The sequence below is a fragment of the Stenotrophomonas sp. 22LJNL06-5-1 genome (assembly GCF_056861455.1).
Map to the genome: position 1 here is coordinate 294,282 of NZ_JBSPUE010000005.1, position 16,053 is coordinate 310,334.

Below are 16,053 nucleotides of genomic sequence, written 5' to 3' on the forward strand. Positions count from 1 at the left end.
TGCTGGCGCGCCGGTCACTGGCGGTTGCTCTGGAAAACGAGCGTGTTGTATTCCTGCATCAGCTTGCTGGCCGAACCGCGCGGCGCCATCGAGGGCGAATCAAGCATGCGTCGTTCGAAATCGGTGTAAGGCTTTTTCTCGCTGACGCGCTGCAGCCGCTCCTTGCCTTCGCGCCGGAAATTCTCGGCCCCACGTTCGAAGCCTTCCCAGTCCGACTTGCCCGGCTCCTGGTCGGCAACCTTGGCGTGCGCTTCATCGGAAATGCGGTTGAAGGCATCCAAGCGTTCGCGGGCCTTGGCCTGATCGAAATCGTCCTCGCTCATCAGATCCATGATGGCCTTGGCTTCCAGCATCATCGCCAGACGGTAGTACTCACGCGTGCGCCCCTCGGCCTGTTCCAGCGCCTTGAGCTGCTCACGCTGGGCAGCGTCGTTCTGGCGCTCCAGCTCGGCATTGAACGTTTCGCTGGCAGCCACGAAATCCTTGAAGGCGGCCATCAAGGGCGCGTGCAGCTGCTTGCCCTTGGCAAACTGGTCGTCCTCGTAGTCCTGGCGATCGTAGTAGTCGTGCGCGTCCTTGCTGACCGGCACCAGCGCCTTCAGCGCCTGCTGGTAGTGGCCTGCAGCAGCATCGAGTTCGGCCAGCGCCGGCTTGGCAGCAATCGCCCCGGTCACCGGAGCGTCGCACTGCTTCATGTCGTAGTCGCTGATCTCGAACGGGCCGTACACGTGCGTCTCGCGCCCGGTCGGGCCAGCGTCGACATCCTTGATCCAGCGCGTGTAGGACTGGATGCTGCCGTGGGTTTTCGAATCCAGCGCGTTGAAGCAGCCGATGTAGGCGTTGAGCTTGGCGGTCAACTGCTGCTGTGTGTCGGACAGGGCCGCGCTGGCGTCCGGCGTGCCGGAGGCAGCGGCACCGCCCGCAGCTGCGGGGGCCTTGCCTCCGCAGGCGGTCAGGATCAACGACAGCGAAGCGGCCAGCGCCGCGACGGAAAGAGTGCGTGACATGTGCTCACATCCTTGTTGAAAACGATTACAGTCGCGCATTCTAGCGCAGCAGGCCGAGGGTCGGAGCCCTCGGCCTCTTCCGGCGACGCGCGGTCAATCCAGGAACAGATCCGGCAACAACGGACGCGACGGATCCACCGCGTAGCCCGAAAGATCGGTGATACCGGCCTGCGCCAGCACTTCATCGTCGATCAGGAACTGGCCGTGGAAGCCTGCCGCTTCGCGCACCAGCACCGCATGCGCGGCATCGGCCATGATCTGCGGCGTGCGGCAGCCGGCCGCATCCACGCCCGGAATCATGTTGATCGCATCGGTGGCGATGACCGTGCGCGGCCACAGCGCATTCACCGCTACGCCCTGCGGACCAAATTCCGCGGCCAGGCCCAGGGTGACGAAGCTCATGCCCATCTTCGCCAGCGTGTAGCCGGTGTGCGGTGCCCACCACTTCGGCTCCAGGCTCGGCGGCGGCGCCAGAGTCAGGATATGCGGGTTCGGCGCCTGCAGCAGGTACGGCAGGCAGGCCTGCGCGCACAGGAAGCTGCCGCGCGAATTGACCTGCTGCATCAGGTCGAAACGCTTCATCGGCGTATCCAGCGTGCCGCGCAACCAGATCGCGCTGGCGTTGTTGATCAGGATGTCGATGCCACCGAAGGTATCGACCGTGGCCGCCACCGCCGCCTGCACCTGCTCTTCCTCGCGGATGTCGCACTTCAGGGCCAGGCCCTGGCCACCGGCTGCCGTTACCGCTTCGGCCGCGGTGTGAATGGTGCCCGGCAGCTTCGGGTTCGGCACCGACGACTTGGCCGCGATGGCCACGTTGGCCCCGTCGCGCGCAGCGCGCAGTGCGATGGCCAGGCCGATGCCACGCGAGGCACCGGTGATGAAAAGCGTTTTGCCCTGCAGACTGCCCACGTTCCACACTCCAGCGTATGCAATGAGCCGCCAGTATGCCGCGCCGACGCGGAGTTCACCCGCCCTTGACGATACTCGGGCCTCCAGACAACGCACGAGGTCCACGCCATGCGCCGTTCCCGCCTGTTGCTGCCTGCCCTGGGGCTTGTCCTGCTGACCGCCTGTCAGGGCCGTTCGCCGGAACCCGGAAAGGAGCCGCCCGCCGGTGACGCGCCCAGTGCGGAGAAGGCCGCCGCCGACGGCAAGATGCGCTGGAGCGAGGCGGTGGTCTGGGATGGCGACCTCAACGCCTGCCGCCAGGGCGAGAATGCGGCCACCCGGGATTGCCTTCGCGACGCGATGCGCGCCGGTGGCGCCAGCGCCGATGCCATCACCGCCGCCGAGCAGTTGTCCACCGGCGGCGAGCTGGCCTATGTGACCGCATGGCACGAGAACGAAGGACTGGGCATTGCCACGGTCGAGTATCCGTTCCGCGCCAACACCAATGAGGGCACCCGCTTGGTCGATACCAGCGGCAAGCGCATCGATGTGGATGCCGTGCAGTTGGACGACACCCTGCGTGCCGACCCCACTGTGCAGGAGCTGCTGAAGGCCAACCCGCAAGCCACGCCGTTCGCACCGGCGCAGTCGGCCGGCGCCTCGCCGTTGGAGAACGGCGGCATCCGCCTGCTGTACCGCACACCGCTGCGCGACTGCCACGCCTGCCCGGATGTGGGGCAGTTGCAGATTGCCTACGACTTCGACGCCAAGCGTAACTTCATCGGCCAGCAGGTGGTGCCCGCGACGCCGTAAGGCCACCGACTCTCACTTCGTAGAGTCGAGCGTGCTCGACTGCTTCTGGCATTTCAGTCGAGCAAGCTCGGCTCTACGACGGCCACGGCGCATCCACGCATGGCGTGGATCTACCGGTACAACCGCACCTGCTTCTCCATCAGATGCGGCACTATCAACCGATGCACCGGGGCAACCGGCAGCATGTACGCACGCCCGAACGCGTTGTGCGTATGCACCACCGTCGCCACTTCCAGCACGTCGCCCTGCCACTGCAGCGCCAGCTGCACACGCAGGTGGCGGTCGTCGTCTTCCAGCACGATGGCATCGTCGTCCAGCGACTGCAGGGTGAAGATGCCCAGCCGCTGGCCGGGCTGAGGATCTTCGACAACCTGCACCGCACGCAACGAGCCCAGATGCTTCATGCCGAGCAGGCGCATGCCGTGGTTGCGCAGCGCCATCAGCCCATCGAACCAGCCGGGAATGGTCGCCGCCATATCGCGATAGGCCTGCAAGGCCGAGCGCCCATCACGACGGGTCGTCGCCTGGCAGGCGTGCACGAAGTCGGCGCCAGCCAGCTGTGGGTGCAGGACGCTGCCCGCACTCGGCGGGCCGCTCACCACCTGCACGCGGCTCACGGCTTCGGCCCCTGCCCTTCGTTGTCTTCCCAATGCAGGATGCGTCGGGTGACGAAGCGGTAGACCGGCTTGCCGGTGGCGAACCACAGCTCGCGCACCCACGAGGTGCGCTTGAGCACGCGCTTCTCCACCGGGGTGAGCGACTCGCGGCAGTACATGCGCTTGTGCTTGAGCAGGTGGCGCAGGTCCTCGCGGGCCAGCAGCCGCATCCAGCGCGAGCGCGGGTTGCCGATCACCGCCAGCTGGAAGTCGATCAGCGCCGGTCGCCCATCTTCGGTGACCAGCCAGTTGGCTTCCTTGGCCAGATCGTTGTGGGCCACGCCGTTCCGATGCAGCTGCTGCAGCAGCCGGCGCGCGGCGCGGAACCAGGCCAGGTCGCCACGCGGTGGGCGCTGGTACATGGCGTCGCCGGCCATGAAGCTGCGGTCCAGGTGATGGCCATTCCAGGCCAGCAGCTGCGGCACATCGGCCATGCCATGGATGTGCTGCAGCGCGCGGGCTTCGCGGCGGGCCAGCCACCACGCAGGCAGCCGCAACCACAGCGGCGTGGCGCCCAGATCACGGCGCACAAAAGGACCATCGGGCCCTTTCACAAGGAGGATCCGGCCGAAGCTGTCGGCCTTCAAGGCATGCGGTGGAGCATCAGGCGTATGCGGCATGGGCCCATTCTAGGCGATGGCACTGGTTGCAAACGGTCACGAAGCGGCTGGGAACCAGTCACCTTCACGCCCCTATAATCGGGCAATGGACTCTTCATGGATCGACGCCACGCTCGCGTGGATTGCCGCTCACCCCGTGTTGGCGGGCGCCGTTATCTTCCTCATCGCCTTCTGCGATGCGGTGATCATTCTTGGCGCCATCGTGCCGGCGCTGCCGTTGCTGTTCGCGGTGGGCGTGTTCATCGGCCTGGGCCAGATCTCCGGGCCATACGCGGTGGCGGCAGCCGCCCTGGGCGCGTTCGCCGGTGACGGCATCAGTTACTGGATCGGCCGCCGCTGGGGCGACCGCCTGCGTGGCGTGTGGCCGTTCAGCCGTTACCCGCAGCTGCTCGACCGCGGCGAGAACCTGTTCCGCCGCAATGCCTTCAAGAGCATCCTGATTGCACGCTATGTGGGCGCGATCCGCCCGTTCGTGCCGGCCATCGCCGGCATGATGAAGATGCCGGCCAGCCGCTACGTTCAGGCCAGTGGCATCGCCAGCATCTCCTGGGCCGTACTGTTCCTGGCCCCGGGCTGGATTCTCGGTGAGGCGTATGACGCGGTGGCCGCTGTGGCCGGGCGACTGGTGGTGGTGGTCGGCCTGCTGGCGGTGATCCTTGGCCTGGTCTGGGCCATCGTGCTGTACGGCTACCGCTGGTCGGCCGCGCGCATGGACAACTGGCTGGCACGCCTGCTGGACTGGTCCAACCGCCACCCGACGCTGGGCCGCTATACCGTCGGTGTGCTGGACCCGAAACGGCGCGAGTCGGTGCCGCTGGCGATGCTGGCGTTGATGCTGCTGGTGCTGGGCTGGGGCTGGTTCGCGCTGCTGACCGTGGTGGTCGCACACGGCGAGCCGCTGGCCATCGACCTGCTGGTGCACCAGGCCATGCTGGCGCTGCGCAATCCGCTGGCCGATTACCCGATGGCCGCGCTGGCATCACTGGGCGCCTGGCAGGTACTGCTGCCGGCCACCGCGGCGGCGATGGGCTACCTGATCTGGCGCCGGCGCTGGATGGCGGCCGCACACTGGCTGGCCGCGCTTGCCTTCGGCCTGGCACTGACCATGCTGCTCGGTGCCACCGTGGATGTGGTGCGCCCGGTCGACGCCAGCAGCGGCTTCGGTTTCCCCTCGGTGTCGGTGACCATGGCCACCATCACCTTCGGCTTCTTCGCGGTGCTGATTGCCCGCGAGATGCCCGGCCGCACCCGCGTCTGGCCCTATCTGGTGTCGGGCATCGTGGTCAGCCTGATCGGTTTCTCGCGCCTGTACCTGGGCGCGCATTGGCTGAGCGATGTGATCGGCGGCATGCTGTTCGGCACGTTCTGGCTGCTGGTGCTGGGCATCGCCTACCGCCGCCGCTTCAACCGCTCGTTCTGGGTGAAGCCGGTGGCCTGGCTGTTCTACGGCGTCTTCGCCGTGGCGGCCATGTGCTATGCGCCACGGAACATCCCGGTGAAGCTGGAACGCTTCGAACCGACCCTGCCGGCCCCGCAGGCGATGGACATGCAGGCCTGGTGGCAGCACGACTGGGTGACGCTGCCGGCGCGCCGCAACGAGTTCGACGACGACCAGCGCTGGCCGCTGGACGTGCAGGTGGCGGGACCGCTGGCGCCGCTGCAGGCGCAGCTGGAAGCGCGCGGCTGGAAGCGGCAGGAACAGGCCGGCTGGCAGCAGGCGCTGCTGATGCTGGACAAGAACACCGGCGCCGACGAACTGCCGGTGCTGCCGGCCACGCTGGAAACGCGCGTGGAGGCGCTGCTGATGGTGCGCCAGGGTGCGAAGCCGGATGAGCGCCATGTGCTGCGCCTGTGGCCGGCACCGGCACAGCTGCAGCCGGGCAACACGCCGCTGTGGCTGGGCAGTGCACAGACCCTGCGTTACGAGCGCCACTTCGAATGGATCGGCATGTGGCACCCGCTGCGTGGTGTCGACCCAGCGTTGAACGCGGTGAAGGACGCCGTGCAGGACCTGCCGCAACGCGAGGACGTGCACAGCGAAACCGGGCTGCCGGTGCTGCGGTTGAAGACCACCACGCCCTGAGGAGGCCGCCGGGCATGACCCGGCGCTGCCGGAACACGGACAGGTAGCGCCGAACCATGCCCGGCGGAGTAGATCCACGCCATGCATGGATGGCATTCCCCGCATGCCCCAGCGTGTGCACCAAGGTGCACACCCACCCGAGGCAGGCTTCTACGGCATCCAGCCCAGCAACTGCTGCAGTCGCTGGTGCGGGTCATCCATCTGCAGCAGCTGCAGGCGCTGCTGCTCGCTCAGCGGCAACAGCTCGGCCAGCCGCCAGCCGACCCAACTGGCCTGGTCCAGCAGCGCCGGGTTGGCCGGCGCATAGGCCTCGCCGGCCTGTTCGATGATGTGTCCCAGCACCGTGGCCAGCAGCGCATGCTGCGGCCGTAGCTCATCGTCCGGGTCTTCATCGCACCAGCGCACGTCGGCCACCACCAGGCCGTTGTCGCGTACGCGGGTGCGCTCGACATGAAAGCGGCGGGTGCCGCGCAGGCGCAGCTGCAGCACGCCGTCGGCGCCGACATCGAAGTCTTCGATGCGTACCTGCACGCCATACGCCGCCGGTGTCGCCGGGGCTCCCACTTCCTGGCCGTCGAGGATCAGGCAGACACCAAAGCCCTCACCACTGCGGCCGCTGTCGCGGACCAGATCCAGGTAGCGGCGCTCGAACACGCGCAGGCCCACCGCCGCACCTGGCACCAGCGTGGTGTGCAGCGGAAACAGCGGCAGCGAACCGTCGACGCTCATCGGGCCTGCAGCGCGGCAAGGAAGCGGCGCGGTGCGCCATCGAAGCCGCCGTTGGACATGAACACCACATGGTCGCCATGGCGCGCGCTGGCCTGCAATTGCGCCAGCAGCGCGTCGGTATCGGGCACCGCGTGCGCTTCACCGCGCACTGCGGCGATCACCGAAGCGGCATCCCAGGCCAGTTCCGGGCGATGCAGGAACACCACTTCATCGGCCAGCGCCAGCGAGGGTGCCAGCGCCTGCGCGTGGGCGCCCAGCCGCATCGAATTGCTACGCGGCTCCATCGCGACCACGATGCGCGCATCGCCCACCTTGGCGCGCAGCCCTTCCAGCGTGGTGGCGATCGCAGTCGGGTGATGGGCGAAATCGTCGTAAATGGTGATGCCGTCATGGCGGCCGATCACTTCCATGCGGCGCTTGACGCTGCGGAAGCGCGCCAGCGCAGGAATCACATCGGCCGGTGCCACGCCCACCGCATGTGCGGCGGCCAGTGCGGCCAGGCCGTTGAGCACGTTGTGGCGGCCCAGCAGCGGCCACTGCACGTCGCCCATTGCCTGCCCGCGGTGATGCACGCGGAAGGCGCTGCCATCGGCGGCCAGCAGCTCGGCATGCCATTCCAGCGACGGATCGAATCCGAAACGCTCGACCGGGGTCCAGCAGCCCATCGCCAGCACTTCGGCCAGATGCTGATCCTCACCGTTGACGATCAGCCGGCCACGCGCCGGCACCGTACGCACCAGATGGTGGAACTGGCGCTGGATCGCGGCTACGTCCGGGAAGATGTCGGCGTGGTCGTATTCAAGGTTGTTGAGGATGGCCACCAGCGGCCGGTAGTGCACGAACTTGCTGCGCTTGTCGAAGAACGCGGTGTCGTACTCGTCGGCCTCGACCACGAACTCGCGGCCCTGGCCCAGGCGGGCGGAGACGCCGAAATCCTCGGCGACGCCGCCGATCAGGAAACCGGGCGAACGGCCGGCGCTTTCCAGCAGCCAGGTGAGGATGGTGGTGGTGGTGGTCTTGCCGTGGGTGCCGGCCACGGCCAGCGTGTCGCGGCCCGGCAGCACCTGTTCGGACAGCCACTGGGCACCGGAAATGTAGCGCTGGCCGGCGTCGAGCACGGCCTCAACGGCGGCATTGCCGCGCGAGAGTGCGTTGCCGATCACCACCTCGTCGGTGCCGGCTGGCACGCTGTCGGCGCGGTAGCCCTGGTCCAGGGTGATACCCAGCTGCTCGAGCTGGGTCGACATCGGCGGGTAGATGGCCTGGTCGCTGCCGCTGACCGTATGGCCCAGTTCCCGCGCCAGGGCGGCCACGCCGCCCATGAAGGTGCCGGCGATTGCAAGGATATGTACGCTGCTCATGACCGAGGATTGTGACCGATGACGGCTGTATAGGGCCAATGTCCGATCCGGGGTAAGACAAGTCCTACACAGGATGTGAGAAAACTCCAATCATCTGTCAGGGAAATCCCGATAGCGATGTTCTGTGAACCCGGACACAATTCGAACTGCCAGCCGCAGTACCCGAACCGGTCCTACTCCCCAAGAGGCCATCCCCAAGGGAGCTCATGCTGCGGGGCCCTGAGCAAGCCCTCTGCTGGCGCCTATCAAACGACACAGGCCTGGTCCTCGCGGACCAGGCCTGTGTTTTTTGCGCCCTAAGGGCCGGCAGTACACCGGCCCTCCAGGATCAACCCTTGATCGCCGCCAGGATGCGGGCTTCGATCTCGTCCAGCTCGCCGACGCCATCGACGCGGGCCAGGGTGCCACGGCCGGCGTAGAAGTCCACCACCGGGGCGGTCTGGTCGTTGTAGACCTGCAGGCGCTGGCGCACCGCTTCCGGCGTGTCATCGGCGCGGCCCTGCTCCTTGGCACGACCGGCGATGCGATCGACCAGCAGCTCGGTGGCCACGTCCAGCTGCACCACGGCATCCAGCGGCTGGCCGATCTTGGCCAGAAGGCCGTCCATCGCATTGGCCTGGGCCACATTGCGCGGGTAGCCATCAAGGATGAAGCCCTTGGCGACATCGGCCTGGGTCAAGCGCGACTCCAGCATGCCCAGCAGGATGTCGTCCGACACCAGGTTGCCGGCATCCATCACCGTCTTGGCCTGCTTGCCCAGCTCCGTGCCCGCGGCGATTTCCGCGCGCAGCATGTCACCGGTCGAAATGTGGGCGATCCCCAGCTTTTCCTTCAGGCGCGTCGCCTGTGTCCCCTTGCCCGAACCGGGCGGTCCCAACAGAACCAATCGCATTGACCTGACTCCAACGTGTTGAAAACAAAGAAGGTTCGCGCCCCGGACGGACCGGTATCGCTGCACCGCAATAGCGCCACTTTACCGCATCCGGGTAATGTCCCTGCAATGTCCCCTCCCCCGAGCAGGTAGAAACATGCGCAACGGTACTCTTCTCTACGCCCAGTCCGGCGGTGTCACCGCGGTCATCAATGCCACGGCCGCAGCGGTGATCGAGCAGGCGCGAGCCAAGGGCATCAAGGTCCTGGCCGCCCGCAACGGCATCCTCGGCGCCCTGCGCGAGGAGCTGATCGACACCAGCAAGGAGAGTGCCGCCGCGATCCGCGCCCTGGCCCATACCCCCGGCGGCGCCTTCGGCTCGTGCCGGGTCAAGCTGAAATCGCTGGACGCCGACCGCGCCCGCTACGACCGCCTGCTGGAAGTGCTGCGCGCACACGACGTGCGCTGGTTCCTCTACAACGGCGGCAACGACTCGGCCGACACCGCGCTGAAGGTCTCGCAGCTGGCCAAGGCCTCCGGCTACGACCTGACCTGCATCGGCGTACCCAAGACCATCGACAACGACCTGGCAGTGACCGACACCTGCCCCGGCTTCGGCTCGGCGGCCAAGTACACCGCGGTCTCGGTGCGCGAAGCGGCGCTGGACGTGGCGGCGATGGCCGAGACTTCCACCCGCGTCTTCATCTACGAGGCCATGGGCCGCCACGCCGGCTGGCTGGCTGCGGCCGCCGGCCTTGCCGGCAACGGCGATGACGAAGCACCGCACATCATCCTGCTGCCCGAACGCGCCTATGACGAGGCGGCGTTCCTGGCCAAGGTGAAGGCCGTGGTCGACCGCGTCGGCTACTGCGTGGTGGTGGCGTCGGAAGGCATCGCCACCGCCGATGGCCGCTTCGTCGCCGATGCCGGTGGCGGCAAGGACTCGTTCGGGCACTCGCAGCTGGGCGGCGTAGCCGCGCACCTGGCCGGCCGGGTCAAGGACCAGCTGGGCCTGAAGGTCCATTGGGCGCTGCCCGACTACCTGCAGCGCTCGGCTCGTCACCTGGCCAGCAAGACCGACTGGGAGCAGGCGCAGGCAGTCGGCAAGGCCGCCGTGCAGCTGGCGCTGAAGGGCCAGAATGGCGTGATGCCGGTGATCGTGCGCAGCAGCGACGCGCCCTACCGCTGGAAGATCGAAGCAGCACCGCTGTCGAAAATCGCCAACCATGAAAAGAAGATGCCCGCCGGCTTCATCCGCCGCGATGGCTTCGGCATCACCGCCAAGGCGCGGGCCTACCTGTCGCCCCTGATCAAGGGCGAAGCCCCGCTGCCGTATGGCACCGATGGCCTGCCGAAGTACGTCACCCTGAAGAACGTGGCGGTGAAGCAGAAGCTGCCGGCCTTCGAGGGCTGAGCCAAAAAAGGGGACGGAGGGGATTAAGTCGTATACGCCCCTCTGTGCTGAGCCCTGTGCGGAGCGCAGGGCACATTGCGGCGGCCGCCGAAGCGCCCCACAATCGGGCTCCGGCCCGGGGCAAAGGGGCCGCCGCAAGCCAGATTCGACGCTGCCCGGCCTTCAAGGCCCGGGCCTGTGCTGCCATTTCACAAGGACTGTAACCATGAAGCACCCGATCCTGATCGCCGCGCTGCTGTGCGGTGCTGCCGCGCCGGCCTTCGCTGCGACCTGCGAAAGCAACTTCCAGAAGAAGGGCAATCCCTTCGTCGGCACGACCTTCACTTCATCGGTCACCCATCCGGACCTGACCGTGGCCAGTGCCATCGGCCAGATGCGGGTGATCGCCAAGAACGCCAACATGGACGTCCTCAGCGAGGACGTGGAAGGCGGCTCGATGCTGATCGAAGAACCGGAATCCATGGCCCACAAGCCGATTCCGATGATCATCAGCGCCACCTCCGAAGGCGGCCAGGGCACCGTCGGCATGGTGGTGAAGGTCAACAAGGGCGCCATTGCGTCGGCCGATGGCGTGCGCGAAGAAATGTGCAAGCTGCTCAACCAGGTCAAGCCGGGCAAGGCTGGCGAACAGGCGGCCAAGGCCACTCCGCAGGCGTCGGTGGTAACGATTGCCGCCGACCGCTTCGGCTTCCAGCTGCGCAACCAGAACAAGGACAACCCGGCCGCGATCGAGCCGCGCTACAAGGGCAAGACCTACGCCATCACCGGTCGCATCACCTCCGTGCTGCGCAGTGGCGGCACCTACAACACCAGCTTCGACCTGCCCAGCGATGGCAGCATCGACTTTGAGCGCGTGGCCATTTCCTGCTCGTTCGCAGCCAACCAGGCCGCGTATGCGCTGGCCCTGCGCCCGCGCGAGAAGGTGACGCTGACCGGCGTGGTCGACAGCTACGACCAGATTGGTCGGGTGTTGTGGCTGAAGGACTGCCGCGGCAACTGATCGCCGCCAGCATGGGAAAGGCCCGGGTGCGCAGGCGCCCGGGCCTTTTCATTTCCACAGCGGTTCACGCCTGGCGCACGTGCATCGCAGGATGATGGACGCCCCGCCTGGGAATCATCATGGCACTGCGTGTTGTTCGACTGGGTACACCGCGCCACCCCGGCGAAGGGCTGCGCATCGGTACCGTGCGGCGCCCGCCACGCGGCGTGCCGCGCAGTGAGTTCGCCCGGCAGGACTGGTACGACGTCTGGTTCCCGACCCTGTCACCGAGCGCGGAACTGGTGAAGCGGGCGCATGAGGCGAAGACGGCCGCCGACTGGAATGCGTTCTTCCGCCACTACAAGGCCGAGATGAAGGCGCCAGATGCGGCCCACGCGCTGGACCTGCTGGCCGCGATGTCACAGCACAGCGACATCAGCGTGGGGTGCTACTGCGAGGAGGAAGCGCATTGCCACCGCAGGGCATTGCGCGAGCTGCTGGTGGCGCGCGGAGCGACGTTGGCCGGAGAATGATGGCGCGCCGCAGTAGATCCACGCCATGCGTGGATGCGGCATCGGTGCCGACCAACGGTCGGCACCCACCTGTATCAATTGCAGGCCTTGCCTTCCATCTGCAGCTGCGCGGCGAACATCGTCACCTGCGGAATCTGGCCGGCCGCCGCCTGCTTCTTCGCCTCTTCCAGATAGATGCGCGACTGGCCCTGCCCATCCAGCTCGACCTTGTTGCTCGACGGCAGGCGCCACACCCGCACCACCGCCTGCTGCGCCGGGCACGCGGCGTTGGGCACACGGATCACATCATTGAGCTTCCAGCCCTTGTCGGCACTTGGCTGCGCCTTGGCGTAGTCGACGAAGCGCGCGCGCGGCTGGCACTGCTCGCTGGTCCGCACCGGTGCGAAGCGATACGGCTCGGCCGCCTGACCGGTGAAAGCACCTTCCAGGCGCGCGCAGGCCTCGGGGATCTGGCGCAGGGTGTGCACCGCGCCCACTGCCTGGGGGGCGCCCACGGCGCGCTGCAGCTCCGGGATTTCCGCGGCGAATGCCGGCACGGCCGGGACCAGGGCGGCAAGCATCAACAGGGACAGGCGCATGGGGGATTTCCTACGGGACTGTGCGCAGGCTTGCAGAGGCTGGCTTAACGGGGTGCAAAGGCCTGCGGCTCTCGAATCATGCCCTTGGACTGGCGGCATGCGCCGCGGCACGCAGGAGCCAGTCGAGCATTGGCTCGACTCTACAGTGCGCCGAACGCATACTGCGGGTACCAGGGAATGCTGAACACCGCCATACGTCGGACGACCGCCAAGGTCGGTACGGGTTGGTTCCAGGCTGCAGCCCGTCGTCCCCCTCGTGGTGCCGTTCATCGCCACTGGATGCCTACATCCATTCTGCGGAGGGGTCTAATGCTGGAACGTCACGGGCTGTCACTGGCGCTGGGCTGCGCCATTCTCGCGATCCTGTTCGGAATCGTCTCGGCGCGCTGGATCCTGCGCCAACCCACCGGCAATGAGCGCATGATCGCGATCGCCACTGCGATCCAGGAAGGTGCGCGTGCCTATCTCAACCGCCAGTACCTGACCATCGGCGTGGCCGGTGTGGTGCTGTTCGTGCTGGTCGGCATCTTCCTCAGCTGGTACACCGCGATTGGTTTCGCGGTCGGCGCGGTGCTGTCCGGCGCGGCTGGCTACATCGGCATGAACGTGTCGGTACGCGCCAACGTGCGCACTGCCGAAGCTGCACGCCACGGCATCAGCGCCGCAATGGACGTCGCCTTCCGCGGCGGCGCCATCACCGGCATGCTGGTGGTCGGCCTGGGCCTGCTGGGCGTGGCCGGCTACTACGCACTGCTGCTGCGGATGGGCCTGCCGATGGAACAGGCGCTGCACGCGCTGGTCGGCCTGGCCTTCGGCTCCTCGCTGATCTCGATCTTCGCGCGGTTGGGCGGCGGCATCTTCACCAAGGGTGCCGACGTCGGCGCCGATCTGGTCGGCAAGGTCGAAGCCGGCATTCCCGAGGACGACCCGCGCAACCCGGCGGTGATCGCCGACAACGTCGGTGACAACGTCGGCGACTGTGCCGGCATGGCCGCCGACCTGTTCGAAACCTATGCGGTCACCGTCATCGCCACCATGCTGCTGGGCAGCCTGATGCTGGCCGAGGCAGGTGCCAACGCCGTGCTGTATCCGCTGGTGCTGGGCGGCGTGTCGATCATCGCCTCGATCATCGGTGCGCTGTTCGTCAAGGTGAAGCCAGGCGGCTCGATCATGGGCGCGCTGTACAAGGGCGTGATCGTCTCCGGCGTGCTGGCCGCCATCGCCTTCTACCCGATCACCACCGGGTTGATGTCCGACAACGTGCACGGGCCGATGGCGCTGTATGGCTGCGCGTTGATCGGCCTGGTCCTGACCGGGCTGATCGTGTGGATCACCGAGTACTACACCGGCACCCAGTACAAGCCGGTGCAGCACGTGGCACAGGCGTCGACCACCGGCCACGGCACCAACATCATCGCCGGCCTCGGCATCTCGATGAAGTCCACCGCACTGCCGGTGGTGGCGGTGTGTGCGGCGATCTGGGGTGCGTTCGCGCTGGGCGGCCTGTACGGCATCGCCATCGCCGCCACCGCGATGCTGTCGATGGCCGGCATGATCGTCGCCCTCGATGCCTACGGACCGATCACCGACAACGCCGGTGGCATCGCCGAAATGGCCGAGCTGCCCTCGGAAATCCGCGACATCACCGATCCGCTGGATGCGGTGGGCAACACCACCAAGGCGGTGACCAAGGGCTACGCGATCGGATCGGCGGCGCTGGCCGCACTCGTGCTGTTCGCCGACTACACCCACAACCTGCAGGCGGCCAATCCCGGCCAGGAGTTCCGCTTCGACCTCAGCGACCACACGGTGATCATCGGGCTGCTGATCGGCGGCCTGATCCCCTACCTGTTCGGTGCGATGGCGATGGAAGCGGTCGGCCGTGCGGCGGGTGCAGTGGTGGAAGAGGTGCGGCGCCAGTTCCGCGAGATCCCCGGCATCATGCAGGGCACCGGCAAGCCGCAGTACGACAAGGCGGTGGACATGCTGACCCGCTCGGCGATCCGCGAAATGATCGTGCCGTCGCTGCTGCCGGTCGCCGTGCCGGTGGTGGTCGGTCTGCTGCTGGGGCCACGCGCGCTCGGCGGCCTGTTGATCGGCACCATCGTGACCGGCCTGTTCGTGGCCATTTCGATGACCACCGGCGGCGGCGCCTGGGACAACGCCAAGAAGTACATCGAGGACGGCCACTTCGGCGGCAAGGGCAGCGAGGCGCACAAGGCCGCGGTGACCGGCGATACCGTCGGTGACCCGTACAAGGACACCGCCGGCCCGGCGATCAATCCGCTGATCAAGATCATCAACATCGTGGCGCTGCTGCTGGTGCCGCTGTTGTAGATCCACGCCATGCGTGGATGACGGGCCCCACGGCCCGGTCACCGCCCACGCAGGAAGAACGACACCGGCACCATCACTTCCACCGGGTCGCCGGCCACTTCGGCCGGCGGCGCCGGGACCGGGCTGGCCCGCTGCACGGTGTCCAGCGTCTCCTGGTCGAGCAGCGCGAAGCCGCTGCTGCGGCCCAGATTCAACCCTGAGACCGCGCCGTCGCGGGCCACGGCAAAGCGCACGTAGACCACGCCCTGCTGGCGCAGCCGCTCGGCCTGGCGCGGATAGCGGCGGTGCTTCTGCAGATGCCCGAGCAGGCGTCCTTCCCAGGTCGCCTCGGCACGACTGCGCTCACCCGCCGTGGTCTGCGGCGCGGTATAGCGCGCGGCCGCATCGGCCGCCACCTGCGGCGGTGCGCTGGTCTGCGCGACGTTGGCGTCAGCGGTATCCGGCGAGGGCGTCGGCTCCGGCGTACGCGGCGGTGGCAGCTCGCCCTGCGGCTGCACTGGCGCCTTCGGTTGCTCGCGCAGGGCCGGCTTCGGCGCCTGCCGCTGCTGTTGCTGCTGCAGTGGACCGGTGGCGACCTCGCGCGGCGGCACCGGCGGTGCCTGCGCCATCGGTGCCAGTTCCAGCATCAGCGCGGCGGGCGGCGCCGTCGCAGCCAGCACCGGTGCGCGCGTCGCCCACCAGCAAGCCGCGCCGATCAGCAGCGCGTGCACCAGCAGCACGATCGCCAGGCTGGTCGCCCAGCGCCGCAGTCCACTCATCGCGCACCCTGCTCCAGGCCGACCAGCGCCACCTTCAGGTAGCCCGCCGCACGCAACGCATCCAACGTGGCCATCAGTTCGCCGTAGGGCACACGGGTGTCGGCGCGCAGGAAGATGCGCTGCGCGGTGTCGCCGTGGGTGGCCGCCAGCAATGCAGCGGCCAGGCCGTCGCACGCCACGGCCTGTTCGCCAACGCGCAGCGACAGATCGGCCTGCACGGTCACATACACCGGCGCCTGTTCCGGCGGCGTGGCACTGGCGCTGCTGGCCGGCAGCTGCACCGGCACTGATACGGTAGCCAGCGGAGCGGCCACCATGAAGATGATCAGCAGCACCAGCATCACATCGATGAAGGGCGTAACGTTGATCTCGTGCGCTTCTTCGGGGGCATCATCGCGGTCGGACGCGGTCCTGATCGCCATC

The 16,053-nt window shown here is 67.5% G+C and carries 16 protein-coding genes; 6 read left to right on the forward strand and 10 right to left on the reverse strand.

The window, feature by feature from the left end:
* Positions 1-14 precede the first annotated feature (14 nt).
* Both AC13GF_RS13200 and AC13GF_RS13205 read right to left on the reverse strand, forming a co-directional pair.
* Entirely contained in the window at positions 15-1,007 is a 993-nt protein-coding gene (locus AC13GF_RS13200; RefSeq protein ID WP_483004894.1) for a YiiG family protein, read from the reverse strand.
* A gap of 93 nt (positions 1,008-1,100) precedes the next feature.
* Positions 1,101-1,919: an SDR family oxidoreductase gene (locus AC13GF_RS13205; protein WP_071228178.1), complete on the reverse strand. Its 819-nt coding sequence runs from the start codon at positions 1,917-1,919 to the stop codon at positions 1,101-1,103.
* Positions 1,920-2,027: 108 nt separating this feature from the next.
* On the opposite strand from AC13GF_RS13205, the gene AC13GF_RS13210 reads away from it, so the two are divergent.
* The gene (locus tag AC13GF_RS13210; RefSeq protein WP_483004895.1) at positions 2,028-2,711 is read left to right on the forward strand and encodes a hypothetical protein; all 684 of its coding nucleotides are present in this window, start codon (positions 2,028-2,030) and stop codon (positions 2,709-2,711) included.
* A 110-nt stretch (positions 2,712-2,821) separates the two neighbouring features.
* Here the strand turns inward: AC13GF_RS13210 and AC13GF_RS13215 are convergent, their stop codons facing one another.
* Both AC13GF_RS13215 and AC13GF_RS13220 read right to left on the reverse strand, forming a co-directional pair.
* Positions 2,822-3,328, reverse strand: coding sequence for a DUF2867 domain-containing protein (locus AC13GF_RS13215; RefSeq protein WP_483004896.1), 507 nt, complete (start codon positions 3,326-3,328; stop codon positions 2,822-2,824).
* Positions 3,325-3,987: a serine/threonine-protein kinase gene (locus tag AC13GF_RS13220; RefSeq protein WP_483004897.1), complete on the reverse strand. Its 663-nt coding sequence runs from the start codon at positions 3,985-3,987 to the stop codon at positions 3,325-3,327. The genes AC13GF_RS13215 and AC13GF_RS13220 overlap by 4 nt, the downstream gene beginning before the upstream one ends.
* Before the next feature lie 85 nt (positions 3,988-4,072).
* On the opposite strand from AC13GF_RS13220, the gene AC13GF_RS13225 reads away from it, so the two are divergent.
* On the forward strand, positions 4,073-6,070 hold the full coding sequence (locus tag AC13GF_RS13225; RefSeq protein ID WP_483004898.1) for a bifunctional DedA family/phosphatase PAP2 family protein: 1,998 nt from the start codon (positions 4,073-4,075) through the stop codon (positions 6,068-6,070).
* A gap of 150 nt (positions 6,071-6,220) precedes the next feature.
* Here AC13GF_RS13225 and AC13GF_RS13230 read toward each other — a convergent pair whose 3' ends face one another.
* The 3 genes from AC13GF_RS13230 to AC13GF_RS13240 all read right to left on the reverse strand — a co-directional run bounded on the left by AC13GF_RS13230 (position 6,221) and on the right by AC13GF_RS13240 (position 9,052).
* The gene (locus AC13GF_RS13230; protein WP_010484006.1) at positions 6,221-6,799 is read right to left on the reverse strand and encodes an LON peptidase substrate-binding domain-containing protein; all 579 of its coding nucleotides are present in this window, start codon (positions 6,797-6,799) and stop codon (positions 6,221-6,223) included.
* A complete protein-coding gene (mpl, locus tag AC13GF_RS13235; protein ID WP_483004899.1) occupies positions 6,796-8,160 on the reverse strand; it encodes a UDP-N-acetylmuramate:L-alanyl-gamma-D-glutamyl-meso-diaminopimelate ligase in 1,365 nt (454 codons plus the stop codon). The genes AC13GF_RS13230 and mpl overlap by 4 nt, the downstream gene beginning before the upstream one ends.
* Before the next feature lie 328 nt (positions 8,161-8,488).
* Entirely contained in the window at positions 8,489-9,052 is a 564-nt protein-coding gene (locus tag AC13GF_RS13240; RefSeq protein WP_010484004.1) for an adenylate kinase, read from the reverse strand.
* A 136-nt stretch (positions 9,053-9,188) separates the two neighbouring features.
* Between AC13GF_RS13240 and AC13GF_RS13245 the strand changes: the two genes are divergently transcribed.
* The 3 genes from AC13GF_RS13245 to AC13GF_RS13255 all read left to right on the forward strand — a co-directional run bounded on the left by AC13GF_RS13245 (position 9,189) and on the right by AC13GF_RS13255 (position 11,957).
* Positions 9,189-10,445, forward strand: coding sequence for a 6-phosphofructokinase (locus AC13GF_RS13245; RefSeq protein WP_197645309.1), 1,257 nt, complete (start codon positions 9,189-9,191; stop codon positions 10,443-10,445).
* Positions 10,446-10,650: 205 nt separating this feature from the next.
* Positions 10,651-11,445 (forward strand): hypothetical protein, encoded by a 795-nt coding sequence (locus AC13GF_RS13250; protein ID WP_483004900.1) that lies wholly within the window; start codon positions 10,651-10,653, stop codon positions 11,443-11,445.
* 119 nt (positions 11,446-11,564) lie between these two features.
* Positions 11,565-11,957, forward strand: coding sequence for a DUF488 domain-containing protein (locus tag AC13GF_RS13255; protein WP_483004901.1), 393 nt, complete (start codon positions 11,565-11,567; stop codon positions 11,955-11,957).
* 74 nt (positions 11,958-12,031) lie between these two features.
* On the opposite strand, the gene AC13GF_RS13260 is transcribed toward AC13GF_RS13255, so the two are convergent.
* Positions 12,032-12,535: a hypothetical protein gene (locus AC13GF_RS13260; RefSeq protein ID WP_483004902.1), complete on the reverse strand. Its 504-nt coding sequence runs from the start codon at positions 12,533-12,535 to the stop codon at positions 12,032-12,034.
* Between the two features lie 309 nt (positions 12,536-12,844).
* On the opposite strand from AC13GF_RS13260, the gene AC13GF_RS13265 reads away from it, so the two are divergent.
* Complete coding sequence (locus AC13GF_RS13265; RefSeq protein WP_126929184.1) at positions 12,845-14,872, forward strand: sodium-translocating pyrophosphatase; 2,028 nt, start codon at positions 12,845-12,847, stop codon at positions 14,870-14,872.
* Between the two features lie 38 nt (positions 14,873-14,910).
* Here AC13GF_RS13265 and AC13GF_RS13270 read toward each other — a convergent pair whose 3' ends face one another.
* Both AC13GF_RS13270 and exbD read right to left on the reverse strand, forming a co-directional pair.
* Complete coding sequence (locus tag AC13GF_RS13270; RefSeq protein WP_483004903.1) at positions 14,911-15,630, reverse strand: energy transducer TonB; 720 nt, start codon at positions 15,628-15,630, stop codon at positions 14,911-14,913.
* Positions 15,627-16,052 carry a TonB system transport protein ExbD gene (gene exbD, locus AC13GF_RS13275; RefSeq protein WP_483004904.1) on the reverse strand — a complete coding sequence of 142 codons (426 nt, stop codon included), beginning with the start codon at positions 16,050-16,052 and terminating at the stop codon, positions 15,627-15,629. The genes AC13GF_RS13270 and exbD overlap by 4 nt, the downstream gene beginning before the upstream one ends.
* Between the last annotated feature and the right edge of the window lies 1 nt (position 16,053).